Genomic DNA, 23,323 nt, shown 5'->3' on the forward strand with positions numbered 1-23,323 from the left:
TTTCGCTCTATGATTTGATCTGGATTCCCAATTCATCCAGATTATCAGTCGGTACTTCTGCAGGTGCATCCATCATAAGGTCGCGGCCACCGGCAGTTTTAGGGAAGGCCATCACATCGCGGATACTTTCCCCACCTGTCATCAGCATCACCATACGGTCAAGGCCAAACGCACAACCACCATGTGGAGGAGCTCCATATTCAAAGGCCTTGAGCATAAATCCGAATTTGGCTTCCTTCTCTTCCTCTGTCAATCCCAGGATGTCGAAGATCTTGTCCTGTACATCTTTCTGATGCACCCTGATGCTACCACTTACGATCTCATTGCCATTGATGACCATATCATAACTCTGAGCAACCACTCGCTGAGGATCGCTGTAAAGATATTCCAGGTCCTGCTCACGTGGCATACAGAAAGGGTGGTGGGCGAATGTCAGCTCGCCGCTTTCTTCATCCTCTTCAAAGAGTGGGAAGTCAACTACCCAGAATACAGACCATGCATCTTTGTCTATCCATCCTTCTGCATTGCCCAGATGTAGCCTGAGATCGCCAAGTATCTTGCGGCATTTTCCTTTGAGAGGATCAGCGACTATAAACACCGCATCTCCCTTCTCTGCTCCGGCAAATTCACAGATGCTTTGCAATTTCTCGGGGCTGAAGAATTTATCCACGGAAGATTTGAAGCTTCCGTCTTCATTCCATTTAATATATACTAAACCGGTACCTCCTCTATGAGGCTCTTTTACAAAATTGGTCAATTTGTCCAATTGCTTGCGGGAATAACTGGCCAAACCTTTGCCTACCAGACCAGCGATCAAACCTCCGCTTTCCAGTAGCTTATTGAATACACCAAATTCAGTCCCTCCGACTACTTCATTGAGTTCGACAATCTTGCAGCCGAAACGAAGGTCAGGTTTATCTGTACCATAGTATTTCATGGCATCTGAATGACTCATATGCAGGAAGTCTGGCAAGTCTACATCGAGCACTTGCTTGAATACATACTTAGTCATGCCTTCGAAAGTATTCAATACATCGGCTTGTTCTACGAATGACATCTCACAGTCAATCTGGGTAAACTCAGGTTGACGGTCACCTCTGAAGTCCTCGTCGCGGAAACATTTGACCACCTGAAAGTAGCGGTCCATACCCGCTACCATCAATAGCTGCTTCAGGATTTGAGGAGACTGAGGCAGGGCATAGAAAGTGCCTGGATTCATGCGAGAAGGAACCAAAAAGTCTCTGGCACCTTCGGGAGTTGATTTGATGAAAAAAGGAGTTTCTACCTCTACAAATTCCTGTCCAATCAGGAATTCTCTCACTGCTGCTACAATTTTGGAACGGGTAATCAGCCTTTGTGTCATCAAGGGACGTCGGATATCCAGATAGCGATATTCCATACGGAGGTTTTCAAGTCCGTCCGTTTCATCTTCGATGAGGAAGGGTGGGAGCTTGGAAGTATTGAGGACCTCAAGGCTACTGGGAACCACCTCAACTTCACCAGTGGGGAGTTTGGGATTTTTGCTTTCCCTCTCAGCCACTTTGCCTTCTACCCGGATCACAAATTCGCGTCCAAGCTTTTTGGCCTCAGCATAGATCTCAGGGAGATCATCTGATTTGATCGACACCTGCGTCACGCCATAGCGATCTCGCAAATCCACAAAAAGGATATATCCCAAATCCCGGCTTTTTTGTACCCATCCGGTGAGGGCTACTTCCTGTCCAACATGATCGGGGCGCAAGGCACCACAGTTGTGAGTTCTTAATGCGGTTTTCATTTCAATTAGTGGATTATAGATTAATGGAAAAGAGGTGTCAGGACACAATCAAACCCCAAATTCCACGAATCCTCGGTTCAAATCGAGGGCAAAATTAGTAGAATAAGTGGTTCTTACCTAATGGCTATCAGGGATTTTAACAGAAAAGGTCGGAGGCGCCAAAGCTGTGGATATGCTTACAACTTTGGCGGAAAATCGTATTCGGCAAATACGATCTCTTCTTTTTTGTGAACAACGGAAAAACCGAGCTTGCCATCTTCCTCATAGACCTTAGGGGAAAGATCAGGATTGAGGGTAGCAAAATCTGTAACCGCTTTCTTGCGGATATCGGATTCCAGGTGGTAAATGTTCATGAGGAAATCGTCCAAACGATTGTCATCGCCCGTCATAAAAGCCAAAGCTTCGGGCGACATTTGCATGCCCAGATCTGTGATCATCATATGCGCATCACTCAACTGATACTGGCGATCTTCGCTTCGAGGGAAGCGAGGAATGGCAGCTTTGATCAGACGGGTGAGACGTTTAAACTCAGACATGGATAAAAATCGTTGAAAATATTACTGGATTCCAATATGCAAATTTTTCAATCAGACTTCCAATAAAAAACACTTGTAGTACGCAGGCTTATTCCAAAAGTTGTTTTATAAGGGCTTTCCTCTTTTGAGATGGCAAGAGATGCTCTATGTCAAGGGGGTAAGTTTTGCTTTTTCTAGCCGATAGACCCAGCTTAAGATAGAGATGTTCAAATATCCCGAATATTAGCTATCTTGAAGTAACCTATAGCGTAACAAAAATACTGTGCCCGAACAATTCACTACAAAACTGAAGCCCAAACCGTATTTCGCAGCCAATCGAACGGAATGGAAAGATCTGAAACTTGAAGTCTTCGAAGGAAAAATTCCCGAAGATTGGTATGGCCATGTTTATTTCAATTCTATGGTCGGTACGGTTAATTCAGGGGGCTTGCCCTATAAGAAAGAAAATAAGCCCGAATTCATCTCGGAGTATAGTAGCCCGACAATGAATGGAGACGGGATGGTATATCGCATGGATCTGGACAAGCAAGGGGAAGTATACCTTTCTTCCGGCCTGATGAAAACCCCAGACTATTGGGCGGATGAAGCGACCAGCCAAAAATCCGGCAGATATAGTCGCTTGAGATCCTTTAGAAATATGGGGATTGCACGTATGTCTTTTGCCTTAGGTCAAAGGAATATGGCAAATACGGCATTTGTTCCTTTTAAATTTAAGGAAGAGGAGCCTACCCGCATATTTGCAACCTTTGATGCGGGCAGGCCTTATGAGTTTCATCCGGAAAGCTTTGACATGCTCACTCCCCTGGGCTGGAACAAGGAATGGGCTTCTGCAATGCCTCCTGCTCTCAAAGTACCTTTTGAAGTTACTACCGGGACGGCCCATCCCGTCTTTGATCCCCGGACCAAAGAATTTTTTACGGTAAACTATACCAAGTCTATGGAGACCAGTGCTCATCATGAGGTTTTCCATAAGGCACAGCGATACCATAAGGAGGTGGGAGAATACCTCGCTGACTTTACCCGAGAAAATGAACACCACCTTGATCCTGAACATGATAAATATATCCTGAAGGACAAGGATACCTTTGAGCATGTGGGGAAAAAGTTTGAAAAGCACCTCAAAGGCCTGCATGGAGGAGTGAGAAAGAAGCTGAGTATCTGGAAATGGTTGATCCATCTCTTTTGGGACATCATAAGATTTCTGACCCCTCGGGCTTTTGAGACCGAAGATGCTGTGATTTTAAAACGATGGACCGGTAAACAAGGGGAAATGGAAAGCTGGAGAGTCCTTGACGAAGAAGGTAAATCCCTAAAGATTTACCAGACCATGCACCAAATGGGAATCAGTGAAGACTACATAGTCCTGATTGATTCTGCTTTTAAATTCGGATTGGATTTGATGATCCTCAATCCTTTCCCTCATATAGAAATGTTGGATCGTTTGATCCGCTATCTGACTTCGGGGCCTATGGAACCCATTACCTCTACCTATATCATCAAAAGATCAGAGTTAGAAAATGCACCTAAAGGAAAGGATGGCATCCGTACAGTAAAATGTAAAACGGTAAACCTCCCTGTTGAAGCCGTACATTTTATTGCCGACTACAAAAATGATCCTGGAAAAATCACCCTTCATCTAGCCCATAATAGTGCGGCTTGTATCGCAGAATGGGTGAGGCCCTATGATTTTATGAAGCTTTCTGATGAGGACCCTAAGCAGGGACCCTTTGAATCCGAAATCGGACAGGTAGCTGCTGGCCAAATGGATATAGGGAGAATAGGCAAATATGTCGTTGATGTGGAAAGTGGGGAATTTACCATACAGGAAGTTTCGGTCGAGGGAGATGTCGAAGCTTTGGTAAGAACCGGGGATCCTAGTGCCATCAAGGGACCCCATACCTGGGGAGTCGGATTGTATACCTATCGGGATGCGTTTACGGCTGATAATATTCCAGATAAATTGACTGATACCTATTGGGGATGTTTTGGACTAAACCCCAATGCTATGACAGAATTTATCTATCGATTGTATAAAGACTATCCCAATCGAGGCATGTTACCCCCCTCGAATCTGGACCTGGAAAAACTCCTTGAATATACAGCTGTAGGGGTTCCCTGTAATATTGTCCGTCAGGACGTAGAGACTATGGAAATCAAGGATTTCTACTTATATGATGTGGACATAGCCAATACAACCAGCGTGCAATTTGTACCGAGGAAAGATCCTTCTCCTTCTATTCCTCCCAGCAGGGATGGGTTTATCGTATGTGCGCTGCAAAATGGTGTAGGAGTAGCTCCTGAAGACCATTATAAAGCAGAATTCTGGGTCTTTGATGCGGATAATCTGAATCAGGGGCCAATCTGCAAGTTACGTGGTGAAGGGGTGCAGTTTGCTTTCTTATTACATACAGCCTGGATGCAGGAAGTAGGCTACACACCTTCAGAATATAATATCGACATCAGGAAAGATTATAATAGCATCATCAAAAAAATTTGGTGGCCCTGGAGGAGAAGGAGGTTGCAAGGCTTTTTTGATAAGTATGTATATCCTCATTTTCCAAATGAGTAGCGACTGACTTTATTTTGAAAAATTTATGGTCAATTGAAGAATTATCAATACTTTTTAGACAGAAAGGAATAAAATCGAATGCTTTAACGTAATTTATTAAACGATACTTCAATAAAACTTCTTGCCGCATATTCCAACTCTACTCCGAAATACTTCCTGTAACTCTCATTCAATAAGCTAAATCCATTCTTTCTATTGGGAAAGAAATGAATAATTGCTTGTTAAGTATTTGGCAGAAGCTGGTAATAGAATACTGCTAATCGTTTAAACCGGTCAATATATGAGCCTCCATATCCCTGGTTATAAGCTTCAAGAACTGATTCGAGAAGGCCTGGAATCTTCTGTTTACAAAGCGATCCATCTCGCCAATGAAAGTACTTGTATCATCAAGGTGCTTCACTCAAGAGTGGGACTCCAGGCTTTGAGAAATGAGTTTGAATTGATTCAATGCTTATCTGATCTTTTTCCCTATTCTGCCTGGATAGATTTGGAAGATCGGATTTGCCTGGTGAGGAGTTTCGTAGAGGGAACCCGACTGCAAGAGATCTTGAAATCAGAGGAGATCGGGATAGATTCCTTTATGGCATATGCCCGTTCTATTAGTCGGCAATTAGGCGAGATTCATGGGCATGGATTTATCCACCGGGATTTGAATCCTAATAATATTATTGTTACCCCGGAGGGAGAAGTCTTTATCATAGACTTTGACTTGAGTACCCGTTTGGACCTGCAACTTTTTTATCAGGGAAATCCGGAAAACCTCAGGGGAACCCTTCCTTATCTTTCTCCTGAACAAACAGGGAGAATGAATCGAAGGGTAGACTATCGAACTGATTTCTATGCATTGGGTGCGACGCTTTATCATATGCTTTGCGGAAAGCCTATGTTTGAGAGTGAGAATCCAATGGAATTGGTTCATCACCATTTGGCAATTACTCCGACGAGTCCACATACCATCCGACCCGAGATTCCCCTATTTTTATCTCGGATCGTCTTGAAATTGCTAGAGAAGGATCCGGAGTCCAGATATCAATCTGTCTCCGGTATCCTTCACGATCTAGCCCTTTTTGAAAAAGACCTGACTCAGGCTTCAACGCTGGATGACCATCCCCTTGCCAGTAAGGATGTGTCTTCCCGATTTATTATTCCTGATCGCCTGTATGGAAGGGAAGAAGAACTTGAGCTCCTAAAAGTCAGCTTTGAACAGGTTTGCTCTCAGAGACAGCGCCTGCTCATGGTCTCAGGCCCTTCGGGTGTGGGAAAATCAGCCCTGATAGGAGAGTTGTACAAACCTCTGGCACAAAGTCGGGGATTCTTTCTCAAGGGAAAGTTTGAATTACTTCAGAAAAATGTTCCTCACTTTGCCTGGGTGCAGGCCTTTAACCAACTGGCTGACCTTCTCCTTTCTGAAAGTGAAGAGGTGTTGGAAAGTTGGCGAAAGAGGATATTGAAGCAAATGGGCCCCGTTGTCGGAGTTTTGGTGAATATGGTTCCTCGCTTCGCCCAAATTCTGGGAGAACAGGAAGAAATCCCACAGAACAATTCGCAGGAGGCTCGTAGTCAATTTGCATATGCAATGCGGCAATTTATGAAAGCCATGGCGAGCCCGAAACATCCCATGGTCATATTTCTGGATGATTGTCAATGGGGGGATTCTGCTTCTATGGAACTCATCAAAAACCTCCTTGCAGATACGGATGATCATTGTTTGCTATTGATTACCGCTTACCGTTCAAATGAAGTCGGGGTAGATCATGTCTATACCCAAATGCTGCAAGAGTTGGATAAAGAGCTGGCAAGTAATTTCCTGGGTCGAGAGGACTTATTGGAACCTATAAAAATAGAATTAAAGGACCTGATTGAGGCTGATATACAAAGTATGTGTATGGATATCCTCAGCCGATCCAGGAGAGAGGTAGAAGAGCTTGCAGGCCTGATTTATAAAAAGACTCGTGGAAATGCATTTTATACCAAAAGATTTCTAGGGGCACTATATGAAAACAAACAACTAAGATTCAGTACAACTCAGGCCATTTGGGAGTGGCAGTTGGATGCCATCCGTCTAAGTGATGCTACCGAGAATGTGATCGAGTTGATGGGGGAGCAGTTGATGCAATTGCCGGAGGAAACCCTGGCTGTTTTGCAATTGGCTTCATGTGATGGGACGGATTTTGAATTAGGAGCACTGGCCTTAATTCAAAATGAACATCTCTCAAAGCTTGAACAAGCATTAAGACCCGCTTTGCTGGATGGCTTCATCCGACCCAAGCAATCCTTGCTCGTACAACAAGGAGATCGAAATAAGCCTGATTCTGTCAATCGCAACTTTTCTTTTGTACACGACCGTATCCTTCAGGCGGTATACGAAAGTATTCCGGAAGAAAAGAAAGCGCGACATCACCTGAGCCTCGGCAAGTATATGCTGGAGCATCTTTCGGAAGAATTGAAGCGGGAGCGATTGTTTGATTTGGTCAATCAGGTGAACTATAGCCTGCAACTGGATGAGACGGAAATCAGTAAAGATCACCTTTTGAGTCTGAATTTTCAGGCAGGTAAAAAAGCCTTAAAGGCAACTGCATTTTCTCAGGCGTATGAGTATTTCAGTATTTGTCAACATCTGATCCCCGATGGACACTGGGATTCGCATTATAACCTGAGTCTTTCATTATATCAGTCCCTCGCTGAGTGTGCGGCTATTATGGTCTTGGGGGATAAGTTGGATGAGTACCATGAGCAGATTGTGGAGCACGCCCGGGATCTTCTGGATACCGTAGATACTACCCTGCTTCGGGTGCGCTATTTATATGCCGCAAAAAATGATTTTGCTCAGGCAGGAGAAGAAGGCTTAATTCTTCTCAAGAAATTAGGGATTGAAATTAATGCTGCTTCCGGTCAGGAGGAGATCATTGCCGAGATGGTTCAAACTCAGCAAGTTTTTGCTAATGTTGAGATTGAGAATGTCTTTGATCTTCCAGAAATGACTGACAAGGAGAAAATAGCCAGCATCCGTCTACTGCAGGCGATCATCAGCGTGGTTTTATTCTCCAATCCCAATCTCTTTCCTATAGTCATTTTAAAATCGATCCGCATCCTCCTCAAATATGGAATGGTCGCTAGTGGCCAATATGCATTGTCCAGTTACGCGATCATTGTACTGGGGACGATGGGTGATCTCCCTTCGGCAAAGCGATTGGAGACCCTGGTTCATCGTTTGGTGAGGGAAAGATATCCCCTGGAAAGTCGAGAAAATAGCCGAGCCCTCTTTAGCCTGGGCTTTGGGGTAAAACACTGGTTTTCCCATCTGAACGAATCCATCCTTCTTTGTAGAAAGTGTAGCCAGGTATCCAAGGAAATGGGAGATGTGGAGTATGCAGGATTTAATCTGAATCTAAGTGTTCAGTATCCATTGCTGAGTGGACATCCACTCAGTCAGGTTCAAGCTCAGATTCTTTCTGCACTTGATAGCCATAGGCAGATGAGCCAATATATGACCGCGAGTTTTCTTGAGGTTTTTATGCAGGCAATTGAAAATCTGATGGGAGAAAGTGAAGAGGTCCTGGTCTTGAAGGGAACAAGCTTTGACGAGGAGGAAAAATTAAAATTCTACCAGGAGGTGGGTAATTATTCAGGCATCGCGAATGTCTTTTTTCTCAAGACTATGATCGCCTGTTTGATGAACAGGCCTGAATTGAGCCTTGCTCTGGCTCCGCATATGTTGCCATGTTTGCCAGCGGTAATGGGTGCGCCTTATGTACCATTCTATAAATATTATCTGGGCGTCTCCTATTTTATGGCAGCTCATGTTGCCAATGGAAAAGAAAAGAAGAGTATCCTTACAGATGCTGAGGCAGTTATTGCTGAATTTAAATCCTGGGCGGAATTTGGTCCTGATAACTATGCTTCAAAATATGAGCATTTGCTGGCAGAAAAACTTTGGATAGAAGGGGAATATGGAGAAGCTAGAGAGGCTATGGAATCAGCTTTGGAAAAAGCAAGGGCCCAAAAATTTACGCACGAAGAAGCCCTGATTTGGGAAAGACTGGGACGCATGATGAAAAGCCGGGAAAAAAATATTCCCGCAGAGCATTACCTCAAGCAAGCCCTGGAAGCCTATCAAAAATGGGAAGCAAGCGCTAAAATTATAGCCCTGAAAGAAGAGTTCCCGGAATTGGGCCAGAGAAATATGGGATCCTCAGAACTGGAGAGCATTAAGACAACAAAGTCAAAATCTGCCAGTTCGGATTATATGCAAAATCTCGATATTCAGAGTGTTTTTAAGGCTTCAACAGCTTTGGCCAGTCAGATCAATTTCGATTATCTGCAAGAGAGTCTGATGAGGATTGTTTTGGAGAATGCAGGTGCAGAAAGGGGATACCTGATCATGAAAGAAGGGGATGGGTTCCAATTGATTTCCCAGGCGCAAATTGGAGAAACGGGATTCAAGCATTTCAAGATAAGCCTGCCAATGGATAGCGAAAGGAATCTGGCTATATCCGTTTTGAATTTTGTCCTGAAATCTCGAGAATTTGTGGTCTTAAACGATGCCCAAAGTGATAGTCGATTTATTGCGGATGGATATTTGAAATCAGGAGCAGTTAAATCTTTGCTTTGCTTGCCGATCGTTCATAAGTCGGAAGTGAAAGGTGCATTGTATTTGGAAAACAACCTGACCACCGATGCTTTTCAAAAGGAAAGAGTGGAGGTTCTTCAATTGCTTTCGGGCCAAATCGCTGTTTCTCTGGAAAATGCAGCTCTTTATGAAGATTTGGAATCCAAGGTAATGGAACGGACTCGTGAAGTCTGGACCCAGAGTCAACAATTGGCAACTCAACGGGATGAGTTAGCTGAAAAAAATGATACGCTTGAAAATACCCTGGAGCAACTCAAATTTGCTCAATCTCAATTGGTCCAATCGGAGAAAATGGCCTCTTTGGGACAACTTTCGGCCGGCATCGCTCACGAAATCAATAATCCTGTCAACTTCATCCTTAGTGGGATCAACTCCCTCAAATTGAACCTGAGTGAGGTTCAGGAGATTTGGACCGAAATGGAAAAACTGGAGGATAATTTTAATGCGGAGCAGATGAAGAAAGTCACGGATTTGAAGAATGAACTGGATTATAATTATCTGATGGAGGAAATTGAATATCTGGCAGAAAGTATTCAAAACGGAGCCAAGCGTACCTCCGAGATCGTCAAAGGCTTGAGGACTTTCTCAAGAATGGATGAAGACGCACTCAAATTGGCAGATATACATGCAAATCTGGATTCTACCCTCCTGATGTTGCATTCTCAATACAAGGATAAAGTAAGTATAAACAAAGACTATCAGCAGATTCCCCTGATTGAATGTTATCCGGGTAAAATCAACCAGGTTTTTATGAATATTCTCTCCAATGCCATTCAGGCGATTCCGGAGAAAGGCAATATTCAAATCAGTACGAGAAAAGTGGAAGAGGAGGTCGAAATCCTGATTAGTGATGATGGTACAGGAATACCTCTGGAGGTCCAGACAAAAATATTTGATCCTTTCTTCACGACCAAAGATGTGGGAGAAGGGACTGGATTAGGACTTTCGATCAGTATGGGCATCATCAATGATCATAAGGGAAAGATTGTGATAGATAGTACTCCGGGTAAAGGAAGTACCTTTTCAATCGTTTTACCCATTCGTCAGGCAAGAAACATAGAGCGTTAACAAGGAACCCAATTATTATGGCAGACAAAGATTTTACCATTTTATACGTGGATGATGAGATGGACAATCTCCGGGTATTTAAAGCTGCTTTCCGAAGAAAGTACAAAGTTGAGTTGGCCAGTTCTGCGGAAGAGGGAATCAGAATACTCAAAGAAAAGCCTATAGATCTGATCATCACAGATCAGCGTATGCCCGAAATGACGGGAGTAGAATTCCTGAAAAAAGTTGTTCCCTTATATCCGGATACTGTTCGAATGGTCTTGACGGGTTATAGTGATCTGTCCGCGATAGTTGAAGCCATCAATTTGGGGCAAATCTATCGCTATATCGGTAAACCCTGGGATGAAGAAGAACTCAATGTAGCCATAGAAAATGCGCGTCAGTTGAGTGGCCTAAAGAAAAAAAATCGAGAATTGCTGGCCGAACTCCAGCATAAAATGGAGATACAGGAGAAGACCCTGCAAACGTTCAAACGCTTCGTGCCGCCTAAAGTTGTCGAAGAATGTCTTTCTAATGCTCCCACAACCATCTTCGAAGGCGAACAAAGGCATTTGACAGTCCTCTTTTGCGATCTGCGAGGCTTTACCTCTATATCTGAGAAGTGGCAACCCACTCAGGTCGTCTCTTTCTTAAATGACTACTATGAGTCTATGACAGAGGCCGTAGAAAAGTATGGCGGAGTCGTTATGCAATATATCGGAGATGAAGTCTTTGCCGTTTTTGGGGCTCCGATTTCAATTTCTGATCATGAATTGAAAGCTGTAACTGCGGCCCTGGAAATGCGGGAACAAATGGATAAGGTCAATGCCAAATACCGGGAGACCCTGGGCTTTGATCTGAGTATAGGAATAGGAATAAATAGTGGAGAAGTAGTTGCGGGTACCCTGGGGACACATTCCCGGCTAAGTTATTCGGTAGCCGGAGATGTAGTCAATACCGGAAAGCGGATCGAAAGCCTGACCAAGTCAACTCCCAATCAAATTTTAGCACACGAATCTGTATACGAAAAGGTTCGGGAAGTTTTTGAAGGGAGAGCACTTGAGCCCGTATATGTAAAAGGCAAAGAGCAGGCCCTGAATCTCTTTGAAATCCTGAAATAGCTTAGTTGATAAGGACTTTGTGGAAAGTTCTTTCATCCGAAAGTACCTCAGTCGCTCCTTCCAGCAATTTGTCTATTCTCTCCGTATTGTCGAGGTTGTCTATCCAGATTTGCTCATATGCACTATCCTGATAAATCAAAACCGGATAATTGAGATAGGCTTCCCCTTCTGCCGTTTGGCCCTGGGTGGGATCTAAAATGATGCTATGCCAGCCCTGGTTTTCTTCTGTGCTGATGAAATGTGGGCTAAAAGTTGGTCCTCCTCTAGTGAGGAGCTTTAATCCGCCATCCGTCTGCTCAACAACGATAAAGCTACATCCTCCCGAACCACACCAGAACTGCCCCCGCAAACCGCAAAGATATTCGTCCTTTCCATCTCCATTGAGATCAAAGGCCTGATACATATAGGTGAAATTTTGCTCCTCGGCTATGCTTTTCATCCATTTGTGGAGCTCAGGGTTTAGCTCGTCTTCGACATCTGTCTGTTCTTCTTCTTTTTCTGCGTTTTGCTGGATGCGTGTTTGGATGAGGTCGAATGCTGCTATGAGTTTTTCTTCTTCCTCAAGTTCTATCTGCTCCTCTTCCAGGATATTTTTCTCTGCATCTATCAAGCGAATGAGGGATTGATCCTTATCGAAATAATAGCGGTATTCAGAAATTTTAGTCTTTTCAGGATCAAAGATTTCCGTATCGATTCCTTCCTTGATGATGCTAGGATCCGTCTGGTACATGGGCCGATTGTAATTATGCCTTTGTTTGAAAGCAAAGAACAGTTTTCCTTCTTTCACATAATATTCCTCTATTTGTTTACCCATTTCGCCCAAGAGCGTGCTCTGTACTTTTCGCAACTCACCGATTGTATTGAAAAAGGCAATGATTTCTCCTCCTTCCGTCGATTGATCCATAAAAGGAATGGTATCCATATACAACTCATCAGCATTGATGGCTGCAAATTCTTCCTTGATAAGATCGATGGGGGTTATGGCGCTGTCTGCCATGGCTAAATCAGAAGCAGGATCTTTCCTCAACTCTTGACCTTCATTCTCCTCGGCTGGAACTTCAGAAATAGGTTCTCTTTGAGATTCCTGAGAAGTATTGCCCAGAAAATCGCAGGCAGAAATAAAGCATATCAGGATCAGCAGATATCCTTGAACTTTCATAACGTATGTGCTTATGTCAAACTAAGCTTCTTCTGGTATCAGGGGAAAGCGGGACATCCTGAGTAAGACCTGTGCGGTTACTTTTACGTCTTTCTCACAATAGACCTGAATCCGATCATAGTCTTTTTCTTCCCAGAATACTTTTCCTACCTGGCTACCATCAATATCGTCCTTGGGGGAGGGGATGCCTAAGACTGCCGTAAGCAAGTCCAGGCTAGTATAGGCCTTGTAGTCACCAAATTTCCACAATTCCATGGTGTCGATGAAAGAGACCTCCCAGGGTTTTTTGCCCTGAGTACTCAATACATAGGGCACCCGCAATCCATGAATGAGATAACGTCTGCCTAAAAACGGAAAATCAAATTCTTTACCATTGTGGGCGCATAGGTTGCGACCTGGTTTGGCTGCGGTATATTTATCCAGCATTTTCCCAAAATCCTCTAGCACCTGATGTTCATCCGGGCCACAGTATGATTTTAGGGTAATCTCCGGAATTCCTTCTTCATTGAAAGTGAGGTAACCGGCTGAAATACATACGACGCGAGCAAATTCGGCATGTATGCCCGCTTTTGCTCCAAATAACTCTACAGAAGTTTTATCCGGTTCCTGATTGGCATAGCGTCGGGACTTTTTGTCCCAAAGCCCCTGCATTCGTTCGGGCAGTTCCTCATAGGACTGAACGACAGATGCAGTTTCTATATCGACAAAGAGTATATTTTCGAGTTGACTTTGTTTGTACATAGTTTTTGTGTGATACCTACCCTTGGCGTTTAGAGAGACCGATTACAATTTACCGGTCTCTTCCAGTTGCTTAGCCTTAGGTATGAGGCTGATAGCTTCTTTTATGACATTGTCAACCTGATGGAATACCGGGAAGAATGCTGCATCATTGTGCAAGCGGCGCCCGATATAGGCTTTTATTCTGTTGTCGATATATTTCTTGGATTTTTGATAATCTGAAGCCACATATTCTACTCCTTTGTCCGTCGCATAGGAAGTGAATTCATTGATCAGCCCATTGCTGACATTGAATCGCTTGACAAACTTCTCAGGCTTATCATAGGTCTTTCTGAGAGAAGAATTCTTCTCTACGTATTGAAAGGCGAACTTTCTGAACATATCATTGATCCGTAGATTGGTGAAGTACTTGCTGCCTCCTACGGTATCGTCCGGAACAAAGACATCTGGGAAGATGCCTCCTCCTCCATATACAATCCTGCCCGAAGCTGTACTGAACTTCAGAGAATCTGGAAATTCTACTTTGGACTGATCAAAAATTTCGCCGGACTTGAATCGCTCGGCAATTTCATTTCCATATTCTTCATCCGTTTTGTCATAGGGTTTCTGGATACAACGACCACTAGGAGTGTAGTATTTGGAGATCACAATACGGATAGCAGAACCATCTTCAAATTTCTCCTGAATCTGAACCAGACCTTTACCAAATGAACGTACACCTACAATCAAGCCTCTATCGTGATCCTGGATAGCTCCAGATACAATTTCACTGGCAGAAGCAGAACCATAGTCGATCAATACAACCACAGCTCCTTTTTCAAAAGAACCAATAGAAGAAGAGGCATGGTATTCCTGTTTGCTTTGCATGATCCGTCCTTCAGTAGAAACGATCATCTTGCCAGCCCCGAGGAATTCGTCCGCCATTTTGTAAGCCATATTCATATATCCACCTGGATTGGAACGTAGGTCCAACACAAGATTTGTCATGCCCTGATCGATCAGCATGCTCAATTTTTCCCTAAACTCAGCATAGGTCGTCTCTGCAAATCGGGTAACACGGATGTAACCGGTTTCCTCATTGAGCAGATAAGCATAGTCTACACTATTGAGAGGAATTCTGTCTCGTGTGATGTTAAAATCAAGCAAATCTTTGCTCCCTTTTCTCAGGATAGTAACTTTTACCTCTGTTCCTTTCGGTCCTTTGAGGTGTTTCATGACCTGGGTATTTGTGATGCCAATACCTGCCACATCTTTGTCATCTACTTTGACAATTCTGTCGCCAGTCATGATACCCAACTTTTCACTGGGACCTCCAGAGATCGGCACAGCTACATATATGGTATCATCGAGGATGTTAAATTCTATTCCAATTCCATCAAAACTTCCATCCATTTGCTCCTGCATCTGCTTCATATCCTTGGAGGGGATATAAAATGAATGAGGATCCAGGCCTTCCAGCAAACCATTGATTGCATCGTCTACCAATTTGTCATGATTGGGTTTCTCAACATAATTATTTTCAATGAACAACAAGGTTTTTTGGAGCTTCCTCATTCCACTATCAATTTCCGCAGCAGAACTTCCCGGCACATTCCCCTTAATTTTAAAGCCTGCAAGTAGCCCGACAATGATCAGGGCAAAGCCAAATAGAAAATACTTGATGGATTTATTCATAGAGTCAAATTTACGGGAAAATAGGGGAATTTAAAATGTGAATTGGCAGGGAGTTTGAGGCATTTTGCCGATATGAGAAAGATATTTTGGCTCGCTCTGAGCCTTCTGCTAATACTAGCCTGTAATGGTCCTACGAAAATCACCCAGAAAGGATTGGCTTATGCACGCCTGGGTGATCCGATGCCCGCCAAGGGCTTGACGGAACTTGCAGGCCTGACCGCACGAGATACCCTCTACAATGAAGGGGGCTTTTCCTGGCGAGCATTGATCCTGAATTATGGCAATGGAGAGGTCTTTATCGAAGAAGATTTCGGACAGCAGGGATTGATCAACAGGATACGGATAGAAACTCCCCAACTGAAAGCGAGTAAAAAACGCCTGGTGGGGATGTCATGGTCTGAGCTTCTTCCAATGAAAAATAATTGGGATGCTATTTATCTTGTAAACTATGGAGTCTGGGATGTAGTATCTGCTTCCCAAAACAGAATCCATTATTTGCTGGAAGAACAAAGGGATACAGCAAGTTTTGACTGGCAAGGAGGAATTAATAGCATTCTCACAGACGCAAATGTCAAAGCAATCGTTGTTATGTAGGAGAAAAAGAATTTTCGCCTAAAAAGATGAACGTCTTTCCCTTAAAAAACCCAAGCTAATTTCACGTGCGAAGACATATTGCGGTTCTGATAATCACTTGCTCAATCCTGTGCCTGCAGGCGCAAACGGAATTGCGTTGGCCTGCTCAGGCGGGTTTTAGCTTTTCCGGTATATCTTATACAGGAGATTATTCTGAGGGAGCTTCCTCCCTTTCCCGGGTCTATCCCGGAGCCAATTTTTCAATACAGTCCTCCAATCCGCGACCACTAAAACTTCAGCTGAATGCCGGCTTTGGGAAATTTGCGGAGCAATACGATACGGATTCTCCCAATATCCCACCCGGAGTTGAGATCCCTACTTTTATTGAAACCAGTTTTATCTATGGAGACTTAAGGCTGAGGTATCACTTTTTCAACAATAAGAACTTTCAACCCTATCTCTCAGCGGGTGCCGGGATTATGTTTTTTAGTCCCAAAGATCAGGATGGGAAAAGGCTCGTTAGAAGAACCTCTACTCGCCTGGAAGGAGAAGATTTTAATGATATTATTCCTGAACTGCCCTTAAGTGCAGGATTTTATTTTCATATGACTCAACAGGTGTGGATGGATATTTCCTATACCTACCGATATACACCAACCGACTACCTGGATAATCTGGGTTTGGCAGGAGAAAATAACGGCTTTGATGTGTTACACTCCATCAATCTGGGGCTACATATCACCCTGGGACCCAAACCAGAAGTCTCTCAAGCAGTATCGGAAAGTCCTGTACTAAGTCCTATGGAAGAGACGGATAGCATGGCGGTGAAAACGGAAGGGGAAGCAACAACTGAAGTCGATTCAGAGGAAAACAATTCAGCTGAAAAACCCATGAGTCCTGCCTTGAAAGAGGTCTTAGACACTGCGGCAAAAGACCAGGAAGATTGGCTAAAAAAAGCGGAAGAAGCCATTGAGAATGATGATTTTATCTATTATCGGGTAAAGCGGGGAGAGGATTTGGAAAAGCTTGCAAAGAAATTTCATATAACGGAGGAGATGATTCGCAAAATAAACTTCCTTTCTTCTCCCAGAATTAAAGCAGGTAGTATGCTCCGACTTCCGAATATGGGGATAGATTATTAGGCCTTGCTTTTCCTGCTAAATAGCTACCTTTATATCTAAAGAAAATTTAATGAGACCTCTGGCTTTTTTGCTGTGTATGATTTGTGCATCCGCCTTGTCCGCTTTCGGGCAGGATACAGCAAAATCCGCTCCCTTACAGCTAGGGATCGGTCTCAGTGCCAATTCCTATATTGGAGATTTGAATTATCGCGATGATTCTCCTTTGCGGGCTTATCCAGGGGTCAATTTTTCTCTTCAGTTTGATACTAAAAAAGCCTTTGGTCTTCAGGTGAATTCAGGTTTCGCGCGCATTACCGAACAAAATGATGCAGCTGCCCTGGATGGCATTGGCGAGTACAATCCCAATCGTTTCGTCCAAACCTCATTTTTCTATCTGGACTTGAGATTGAGGCGCTACTTCCTGCGAAAACAAAATATTAGACCCTTCCTGGCAGCCGGCATAGGCTTTGTCTCTTTTAATCCAGAGGATGTCGAAGGAAACTTTTTACTGGAAAATATCTTTACTCGCCTTCCAGAAGAAGAAAATTATCTGACCCTGGTAGCTCAATTTCCCTTACAAGCAGGTATTCAGATTCAACTCAATCCCACGATGAACCTGAATCTATCAGCCGTTTATCGCTTTGTTTCTTCAGACTATGTTGATAATATTTCTGCTTTTGGGCGAAGGAACGGCAATGATGCCCTGCTTTCAGCCCAGGCCGAACTGCTCTTTTCTATTGTAGGTAAAGAGAAAGAAAAAGTTCCTGTGATCCCCAAAGAAGAACCAATGCCCTTTATTGCGAAAAGTTATGATTTCCTGATGTTATGGGAGGAAGAAAATATTCGCGACCTGAGCAGGCAAGTCGAACCCGTTGATTACCCCAAATCCAAAAAGCATAAAGATTTATAATCCTCCTGCCAGATGAAGAATTTTCGCCAGATAAAAAAGGTAGACCAGGAAATTCCTTTTAGTTGTGAAGCCGTTTTTCGAGCCATTTGAATTTTCTCCTTTTCAAGTATGGCTATTTCCTGATCCCAGCCGCCATTAGGGTTTTTGTGTGGATAGCTTAGAATTTCTTTATCCCCAATGATCAGGTGATCCAGATAATCTGCCGTTTTATGCCCCCAAAGCTTTTCGATTTTGCTATGTAAGAACGGGAATCTATCATCCAGGCGATAAATGACCTCACAGGCATGGTAGTCGGATTGAAAATTCTGCTCATAGGACTTATGGACATTTTCGGAAGGCGGCATTGCCGAATTTCCATCCACCAAATTCAAAAAGTGTTTTTTTTCATCCTGCTCTACCCAAACTCCTCCACTGCTCTGGTAGAGAAAATGACTGAGTGGCTGTTCCCACAACTTTTGCCCAGCCTTGGCATCAAATATATAAATGCCTTTGGTCATGGGAAGGCCCGGGTCTTCAAATCCATTTAAAATCAATTTGCCCTGACTACAGGCTTGCAATTGATACCACCAACTCAATTCCTCCTCAATCGTCCAAATTTCACCACTTTTCAGGTCGAGGTAGATCAATTTCAGGGTTTTATTTTCCTTATCGCGGAGCTCAATTGCCAGGGCATCTTCGGAGTCATCGCAGATCACCTGAGCCAATTGCTCTTTAAAATTGACCTTCTCTACCTTCATAGACCAAAGGAAGTCGAAAAATGGGGAAGAGACAAGTTCAAATATATCAATTGAGGTAGGTATACTTCCACCAGGGACTTTCGGAAGGATCTTTTCTACTGCGGTGTTTGAGGCTTGGCGGGAATTTGATACGAGGAAAATATTTTTTCAATTCTTCCCAGTTTTTGCTCTTTTCTTCCATCTCCCCAACCAGATAGAGGTCAACCTTGGCACCTTTATGTAAAAGAGTAGAACTCAATTGAATGAAATACACCAGGTCCAGCACATTACGGTAGGGATATCGCTGGATAAATTCGAGCTTATCTCGTTTAAAGCCTGAAATATTGACATGTTCATCCATGAGATGAATCAGGATCAGAGGCTTTAGGGAATTGTGCAGAAGATTTCCCAGCCGAAAGGAAAGTTCACTCCCGGAAGCCAATTCATAGGTGGGGAGATATTCATTGAGGAGGTCGATCCATAGTTGAGGAGGGATGAAAAGGCCCGCGATATCGGACTTAGCGATAGAATGATAATAAATATCTTCTTTTCCGATATCCTCATTCAACATAAAACGGGCAAAATCGTATCGTTCCTGAAGGAAATCCTCCTGATCTGGAATCAGGCAAAATTCTGTATCGATATAAACTTTGATGGAGGCAAAACTGTGAGACAAAAGTTTTTCCTGTTCGAATGCATACCGTAGAAACAAAACATCTACCGATTGCTGGGAGTTGTAATACTCTTTGCAATACACCAGCTCCTCTCGAGGTCCGAGTAAGGCAAAATATATCCTAAGCGGCTGGATGAAAATCACCAGTCGGCAGGTATTGTGAGCAAAGAAACCCTTTGTTTCCGCGTGAGCGGTAGATTCGAAAAGCATTCCTTTTGAAAAAAATCTTGAGTCGGGAAATATCGACACAGCTTTTTAGAAATTCAACACGATTAATAGTATATATGCAACACATACTCATCCGCACTATACTTTTTCCCTTCTGGGTAATCAAATAAGCAAGTTTTTGCGTTATAGTGTCAGGAAGGGTATCTCTTTATTTAACTGTAGAAATGTCAGAAAGACGAGTATTTCTCTTCGAAAAAAGACGTATCTTGACCTTATCCTAATTTAATATATATATCCTATGCGAAAGATAATATTAGGTCTCCTTATCCTTTTGGGGCTGGGAGCCACAGAGCTCGAAGCACAAATCGCCGATAAATTACTACCCTATTCCGGTCTGAACTATCAATTCGTCAGACAATTTGATCTCCTGGGCAGTGGCCAGGAATTTCAGAATAGCTATTATACATTTGGTTTAGGTACTTATTATGCCGCCGTTCATAGAAATGATGTCGTAAGTGCTGGTCTGGATGCTGGTGTGAATTTTGGATTTAGCTTTCCACGCACAGCAACAGGAACCCGTGCAACCATCTTTACTCAGGTGCCCGTTTTGCTGATGGGTAGAGTAGGAGCAGGAGCAACTAAATACAATGAACAAGGCATTGGTTTTGGGGCGGGTATCGGAGGTACTTTCACCTATTTCAATAACTTTGATAGCCGTTCCGTAAAATACCGAACCAGCTTTGTAAATCCTGCGGTAGCAGCACAGGTGATGCTGAGAAACCGGGGAGGAGTACTGATGATCAGAGGTACCTTCTCGCTATCACAGGTTGAAAGTGATTTCAATTTTGATGATGGAACGACTTTCCGTTTCGGACTGAGTAGTTGGGGAATTGGTATTCTGACCAGTTTCTAGGAAGTCCCTATAAAAGAACAAAAGCTCCATTGGCAGGTTTTGCTAATGGAGCTTTTCTTTTGTTCCATTTTGTTTTTTGTGAAATTCTGTGCCTATTTCCCTTATAAATTGTAAATGCTATGCGAAAACTACTAATACCCATAATTTCCCTTTTGTTTTTCTTTTTTGCCTGTGATATGGCTAAAGAAAGTACCCAAAGTGATTCAGCAACGCCTATGCAGGAAGAAATCAATCCTGCAGCCGAAGGCTTTGATATGGCCGGGTCAGATAAAGAAGCTATTGCTATTGCTGATGAAGTAATGGAAGCAATGGGAGGTCGGAAAGCCTATGATAATACTCGCTTTCTTTCCTGGAATTTCTTTGGATTTCGCAAGCATGTTTGGGATAAACATAGTGGAGATGTGCGCATCGAAAATGTCCGAAATGGGGAGTTGTTCCTTATGAATATCAATAGCATGAAAGGACGGGCCTTTGTGAAAGGGGAGGAAATTACAGAAGCTGATTCTTTGGGGAAAATGATGGAAAAGGCAAAATCAGCCTGGATCAATGATGCCTATTGGTTGGTAATGCCATTCAAACTGAAAGACTCCGGAGTAACCTTGACCTATGCAGGAGAAGATACTACCCAGAGTGGAGCTACTGCAGATGTTTTGGAACTGGTTTTTAAAGAAGTGGGAGTAACACCTCAGAACAAATACCAGGTCTGGGTGGAAAAAGAACCGAGACTAATCACCCAATGGTCTTATTATCCGACTCAGGAAGATGCTGAGCCCCGTTTTATTACGCCCTGGATAAATTATGAGAAACACGGGGATATCCTTATATCCGGTGATCGTGGGGAGCGGAAGCTATCTGAAATAAGTGTGAGCCAGGAAATGGACGCTGCTATATTTACGCAGCCCTAGGGATTAAATATAGATCCCAATCAAATTTCCCATAAAAAGGAAGTATAGTAATAGAAGTACAAGGCCTTCCCAGCGACTTACTTCTCTGTCGAGTACGACAAAGAAAAAAAGCAGGGAAGCGATAAGCATTACGGGTATACTAAACTCCAGGATGCTTGCTGGGACAACTATTTCTCCAAATAGTCGGGGTATACCCATGACGGCAAATACATTGAAGATGTTTGATCCCAAAACATTTCCAACGGCCATTTCCCCATTTCCCATTCTCACGGCTACGATGGATACAACCAGTTCAGGTAAGGAAGTGCCAATAGATACTGCGGTTAGGGCTATCAATTCTTTTCCGACCTCCATGATTTCGGAGAGTCTCACAATAGCCTGTACATTATATTCCGCAGAGAAATAAATAATGGTACTCGAGATCAGTAGAATAATGGGCTCCTTCCAGGACACGATCTGTTTGTTTTCCTCGTCCGGAACATCTATTCCCAGACTACTTGCTTCCTCATTTCGGCCCAATTGCAAGACATAAATAAGATAGACCAGCATACCTGACAGACAGATAATTCCCTCAAAAAGAGAAAAATCCCCATCCAGGACGCAAACAAAAAGGATAAAGGCCGCGCCAAGAACCATGGGCATATCTACCCGCATGACATCAAACTGTAAGGTAATCTTGTTTCCCAGGATACCTACGATAGCCAAAACCAGACAAATGTTGGCAATATTGGAACCTACTACATTGCCCAAAATGATCTCTGAATTGGGCGGATCTCCCAGAATCGCTACCATGGAAGTAACCAGTTCTGGTAGAGAGGTACCCATAGCAATCAGCGTAACACCCACTATAAAAGGAGGTATACCTACGGCCAAACCAATCCGCTCAGAGGCTTTTATAAAAAAATCTGCTGAGAAGATCAGGGTTACAAGGGTAAGTATAAAAATCAGGCTCCAAAAGAGGATGTCCGGCATAGAAAAAGCTTTGCAAGATCAAGGTACGCAGCTTAATAAACTGTTGTTACAGCTTTGCTGTTCAATTTTTTAAGACTGCTAAGATATTCAATTGTTTCGGTTTTTTGCCGAAATAAGTTTTTGGCGATAAATATGAGCTTTCTAAGCTACTTAGCTAAGCTTGGAAAGAGGATTTATCTGCATTTTTGGTCAAATTCTTAGCTCTACGTTTTTGACGCTAATATCCTTTTTTGTCATCTTTTCTTTATTTTTCCTCAAATTGGCCTACTTTTTTTGCTAATAGTTAATTTTTATTTCGATTATCTCTTTGCCCTAACACTTTCATTTGATCTCTTGCGTTTATTAAATGGATATAGAATAAAAGTTTTTTAATTTTGTAAGAGCTACATAAACACTGGCGAGACCCATAGCCAATGAAAGCTAAAAGTATCCTACTGTACCTTACCTTGTTACCCTGCCTATTATTTAGTCAGGACCAGACATTGGTGGGCCTTAACTTATCTCCTCTTCTAATCAATACGGTAGACCTCCAATTGGAAAGGCATATTATGCCAAATTTGGCTCTCCAATTCGGAACCGGTTTTCGTCTCCAGTCCAGAGACGGTTCAGATCCTGTCTCTCCAGGATTTTTGTCTGACTATGTAGCCTTAAGGAATAGAGCCGCATATGCAAGTCTGGGAGTAAGGTTTGCCCGACCGGATGAATGGGATTATCCCTATATCGCCTTTGAGGTCGTTACTTCCTACTTCAATGAGTTGATTGTACCTCCTGCCGGGGATGGAATCCCCGCTATGCCTCCCAGAAATGTAAAGGATTTTAAAGTAGGAGTAAATGCCAATATAGGCTTTATGCTTCGATTGGCGGACAAACTTTACCTGGATATGGGGATTGAAATGGGATATGCCAGTCCCCGACCCAAGCATGATGTGCTTGCATATTATTTGCCGGGTATGGGCATCAGTACCTTTGGCCTCGGAAGAATTGGAGTGGATGGCGGCTATTTTCAACCAACCCTTGCCATCAAATACCTCCTGAAAGAAGACAAACGTATTCGCATCAGACGAAAGATTTAGGTCCATTTCTCCTCCTCATAATTTATTTTTATAAATCAGCCATTAGCT

Annotated in this window: 17 protein-coding genes; 9 read left to right on the plus strand and 8 right to left on the minus strand. The window is 43.2% G+C overall.

Annotated features, from left to right (window positions below):
* Positions 1–7 precede the first annotated feature (7 nt).
* A complete protein-coding gene (gene aspS / locus R8P61_30620) occupies positions 8–1,777 on the minus strand; it encodes an aspartate--tRNA ligase (protein ID MDW3651473.1) in 1,770 nt (589 codons plus the stop codon).
* A 176-nt stretch (positions 1,778–1,953) separates the two neighbouring features.
* Entirely contained in the window at positions 1,954–2,313 is a 360-nt protein-coding gene (locus R8P61_30625; GenBank protein MDW3651474.1) for a hypothetical protein, read from the minus strand.
* 262 nt (positions 2,314–2,575) lie between these two features.
* Here R8P61_30625 and R8P61_30630 point away from each other — a divergent pair, with 262 nt between their 5' ends.
* The 3 genes from R8P61_30630 to R8P61_30640 all read left to right on the plus strand — a co-directional run bounded on the left by R8P61_30630 (position 2,576) and on the right by R8P61_30640 (position 11,680).
* Positions 2,576–4,882: a carotenoid oxygenase family protein gene (locus R8P61_30630; protein ID MDW3651475.1), complete on the plus strand. Its 2,307-nt coding sequence runs from the start codon at positions 2,576–2,578 to the stop codon at positions 4,880–4,882.
* Between the two features lie 280 nt (positions 4,883–5,162).
* Positions 5,163–10,580 carry an AAA family ATPase gene (locus tag R8P61_30635; protein ID MDW3651476.1) on the plus strand — a complete coding sequence of 1,806 codons (5,418 nt, stop codon included), beginning with the start codon at positions 5,163–5,165 and terminating at the stop codon, positions 10,578–10,580.
* A 17-nt stretch (positions 10,581–10,597) separates the two neighbouring features.
* On the plus strand, positions 10,598–11,680 hold the full coding sequence (locus R8P61_30640; protein ID MDW3651477.1) for an adenylate/guanylate cyclase domain-containing protein: 1,083 nt from the start codon (positions 10,598–10,600) through the stop codon (positions 11,678–11,680).
* Position 11,681: 1 nt separating this feature from the next.
* Here R8P61_30640 and R8P61_30645 read toward each other — a convergent pair whose 3' ends face one another.
* From R8P61_30645 to R8P61_30655, 3 genes are read right to left on the minus strand one after another with little or no spacing between them, the layout of a single operon-like run.
* Positions 11,682–12,839: a hypothetical protein gene (locus tag R8P61_30645; GenBank protein MDW3651478.1), complete on the minus strand. Its 1,158-nt coding sequence runs from the start codon at positions 12,837–12,839 to the stop codon at positions 11,682–11,684.
* A gap of 21 nt (positions 12,840–12,860) precedes the next feature.
* Positions 12,861–13,580: a 3'-5' exonuclease gene (locus R8P61_30650; GenBank protein MDW3651479.1), complete on the minus strand. Its 720-nt coding sequence runs from the start codon at positions 13,578–13,580 to the stop codon at positions 12,861–12,863.
* Between the two features lie 42 nt (positions 13,581–13,622).
* Positions 13,623–15,251, minus strand: a complete 1,629-nt coding sequence (locus R8P61_30655) for a S41 family peptidase (protein MDW3651480.1) — start codon at positions 15,249–15,251, stop codon at positions 13,623–13,625.
* 72 nt (positions 15,252–15,323) lie between these two features.
* Between R8P61_30655 and R8P61_30660 the strand changes: the two genes are divergently transcribed.
* The 3 genes from R8P61_30660 to R8P61_30670 all read left to right on the plus strand — a co-directional run bounded on the left by R8P61_30660 (position 15,324) and on the right by R8P61_30670 (position 17,855).
* Complete coding sequence (locus R8P61_30660; protein ID MDW3651481.1) at positions 15,324–15,845, plus strand: hypothetical protein; 522 nt, start codon at positions 15,324–15,326, stop codon at positions 15,843–15,845.
* Between the two features lie 65 nt (positions 15,846–15,910).
* A complete protein-coding gene (locus R8P61_30665) occupies positions 15,911–16,966 on the plus strand; it encodes an outer membrane beta-barrel protein (GenBank protein ID MDW3651482.1) in 1,056 nt (351 codons plus the stop codon).
* Positions 16,967–17,015: 49 nt separating this feature from the next.
* The gene (locus R8P61_30670) at positions 17,016–17,855 is read left to right on the plus strand and encodes an outer membrane beta-barrel protein (protein MDW3651483.1); all 840 of its coding nucleotides are present in this window, start codon (positions 17,016–17,018) and stop codon (positions 17,853–17,855) included.
* Here the strand turns inward: R8P61_30670 and R8P61_30675 are convergent.
* Together R8P61_30675 and R8P61_30680 are read right to left on the minus strand one after the other, a co-directional pair.
* Complete coding sequence (locus R8P61_30675) at positions 17,822–18,592, minus strand: DUF4905 domain-containing protein (protein MDW3651484.1); 771 nt, start codon at positions 18,590–18,592, stop codon at positions 17,822–17,824. The two genes, R8P61_30670 and R8P61_30675, sit on opposite strands and share 34 nt — an antisense overlap.
* Positions 18,593–18,638: 46 nt before the next feature.
* Positions 18,639–19,454, minus strand: coding sequence for a DUF3822 family protein (locus tag R8P61_30680; GenBank protein ID MDW3651485.1), 816 nt, complete (start codon positions 19,452–19,454; stop codon positions 18,639–18,641).
* Between the two features lie 256 nt (positions 19,455–19,710).
* Here R8P61_30680 and R8P61_30685 point away from each other — a divergent pair, with 256 nt between their 5' ends.
* Positions 19,711–20,325: a hypothetical protein gene (locus R8P61_30685; GenBank protein MDW3651486.1), complete on the plus strand. Its 615-nt coding sequence runs from the start codon at positions 19,711–19,713 to the stop codon at positions 20,323–20,325.
* 119 nt (positions 20,326–20,444) lie between these two features.
* Complete coding sequence (locus tag R8P61_30690; protein ID MDW3651487.1) at positions 20,445–21,230, plus strand: hypothetical protein; 786 nt, start codon at positions 20,445–20,447, stop codon at positions 21,228–21,230.
* Between the two features lie 3 nt (positions 21,231–21,233).
* Here R8P61_30690 and R8P61_30695 read toward each other — a convergent pair whose 3' ends face one another.
* Positions 21,234–22,202: a calcium/sodium antiporter gene (locus R8P61_30695; protein MDW3651488.1), complete on the minus strand. Its 969-nt coding sequence runs from the start codon at positions 22,200–22,202 to the stop codon at positions 21,234–21,236.
* A gap of 413 nt (positions 22,203–22,615) precedes the next feature.
* On the opposite strand from R8P61_30695, the gene R8P61_30700 reads away from it, so the two are divergent.
* Positions 22,616–23,275, plus strand: a complete 660-nt coding sequence (locus tag R8P61_30700) for a hypothetical protein (GenBank protein MDW3651489.1) — start codon at positions 22,616–22,618, stop codon at positions 23,273–23,275.
* Positions 23,276–23,323: the final 48 nt, after the last annotated feature.

The organism is Bacteroidia bacterium, from assembly GCA_033391075.1.
Taxonomy (GTDB): Bacteria; Bacteroidota; Bacteroidia; order J057; family J057; genus JAWPMV01.

Bases quoted from the DNA above. Each gene is read 5' to 3' on its own strand.
- R8P61_30655 (MDW3651480.1), bottom strand. From the start codon at position 15,251: ATGAATAAATCCATCAAGTATTTTCTATTTGGCTTTGCCCTGATCATT.
- aspS (MDW3651473.1), bottom strand. From the start codon at position 1,777: ATGAAAACCGCATTAAGAACTCACAACTGTGGTGCCTTGCGCCCCGAT.
- R8P61_30635 (MDW3651476.1), top strand. From the start codon at position 5,163: ATGAGCCTCCATATCCCTGGTTATAAGCTTCAAGAACTGATTCGAGAA.
- R8P61_30695 (MDW3651488.1), bottom strand. From the start codon at position 22,202: ATGCCGGACATCCTCTTTTGGAGCCTGATTTTTATACTTACCCTTGTA.
- R8P61_30645 (MDW3651478.1), bottom strand. From the start codon at position 12,839: ATGAAAGTTCAAGGATATCTGCTGATCCTGATATGCTTTATTTCTGCC.
- R8P61_30650 (MDW3651479.1), bottom strand. From the start codon at position 13,580: ATGTACAAACAAAGTCAACTCGAAAATATACTCTTTGTCGATATAGAA.
- R8P61_30625 (MDW3651474.1), bottom strand. From the start codon at position 2,313: ATGTCTGAGTTTAAACGTCTCACCCGTCTGATCAAAGCTGCCATTCCT.
- R8P61_30680 (MDW3651485.1), bottom strand. From the start codon at position 19,454: ATGCTTTTCGAATCTACCGCTCACGCGGAAACAAAGGGTTTCTTTGCT.
- R8P61_30690 (MDW3651487.1), top strand. From the start codon at position 20,445: ATGCGAAAACTACTAATACCCATAATTTCCCTTTTGTTTTTCTTTTTT.
- R8P61_30675 (MDW3651484.1), bottom strand. From the start codon at position 18,592: ATGAAGGTAGAGAAGGTCAATTTTAAAGAGCAATTGGCTCAGGTGATC.
- R8P61_30660 (MDW3651481.1), top strand. From the start codon at position 15,324: ATGAGAAAGATATTTTGGCTCGCTCTGAGCCTTCTGCTAATACTAGCC.
- R8P61_30670 (MDW3651483.1), top strand. From the start codon at position 17,016: ATGAGACCTCTGGCTTTTTTGCTGTGTATGATTTGTGCATCCGCCTTG.
- R8P61_30700 (MDW3651489.1), top strand. From the start codon at position 22,616: ATGAAAGCTAAAAGTATCCTACTGTACCTTACCTTGTTACCCTGCCTA.
- R8P61_30640 (MDW3651477.1), top strand. From the start codon at position 10,598: ATGGCAGACAAAGATTTTACCATTTTATACGTGGATGATGAGATGGAC.
- R8P61_30685 (MDW3651486.1), top strand. From the start codon at position 19,711: ATGCGAAAGATAATATTAGGTCTCCTTATCCTTTTGGGGCTGGGAGCC.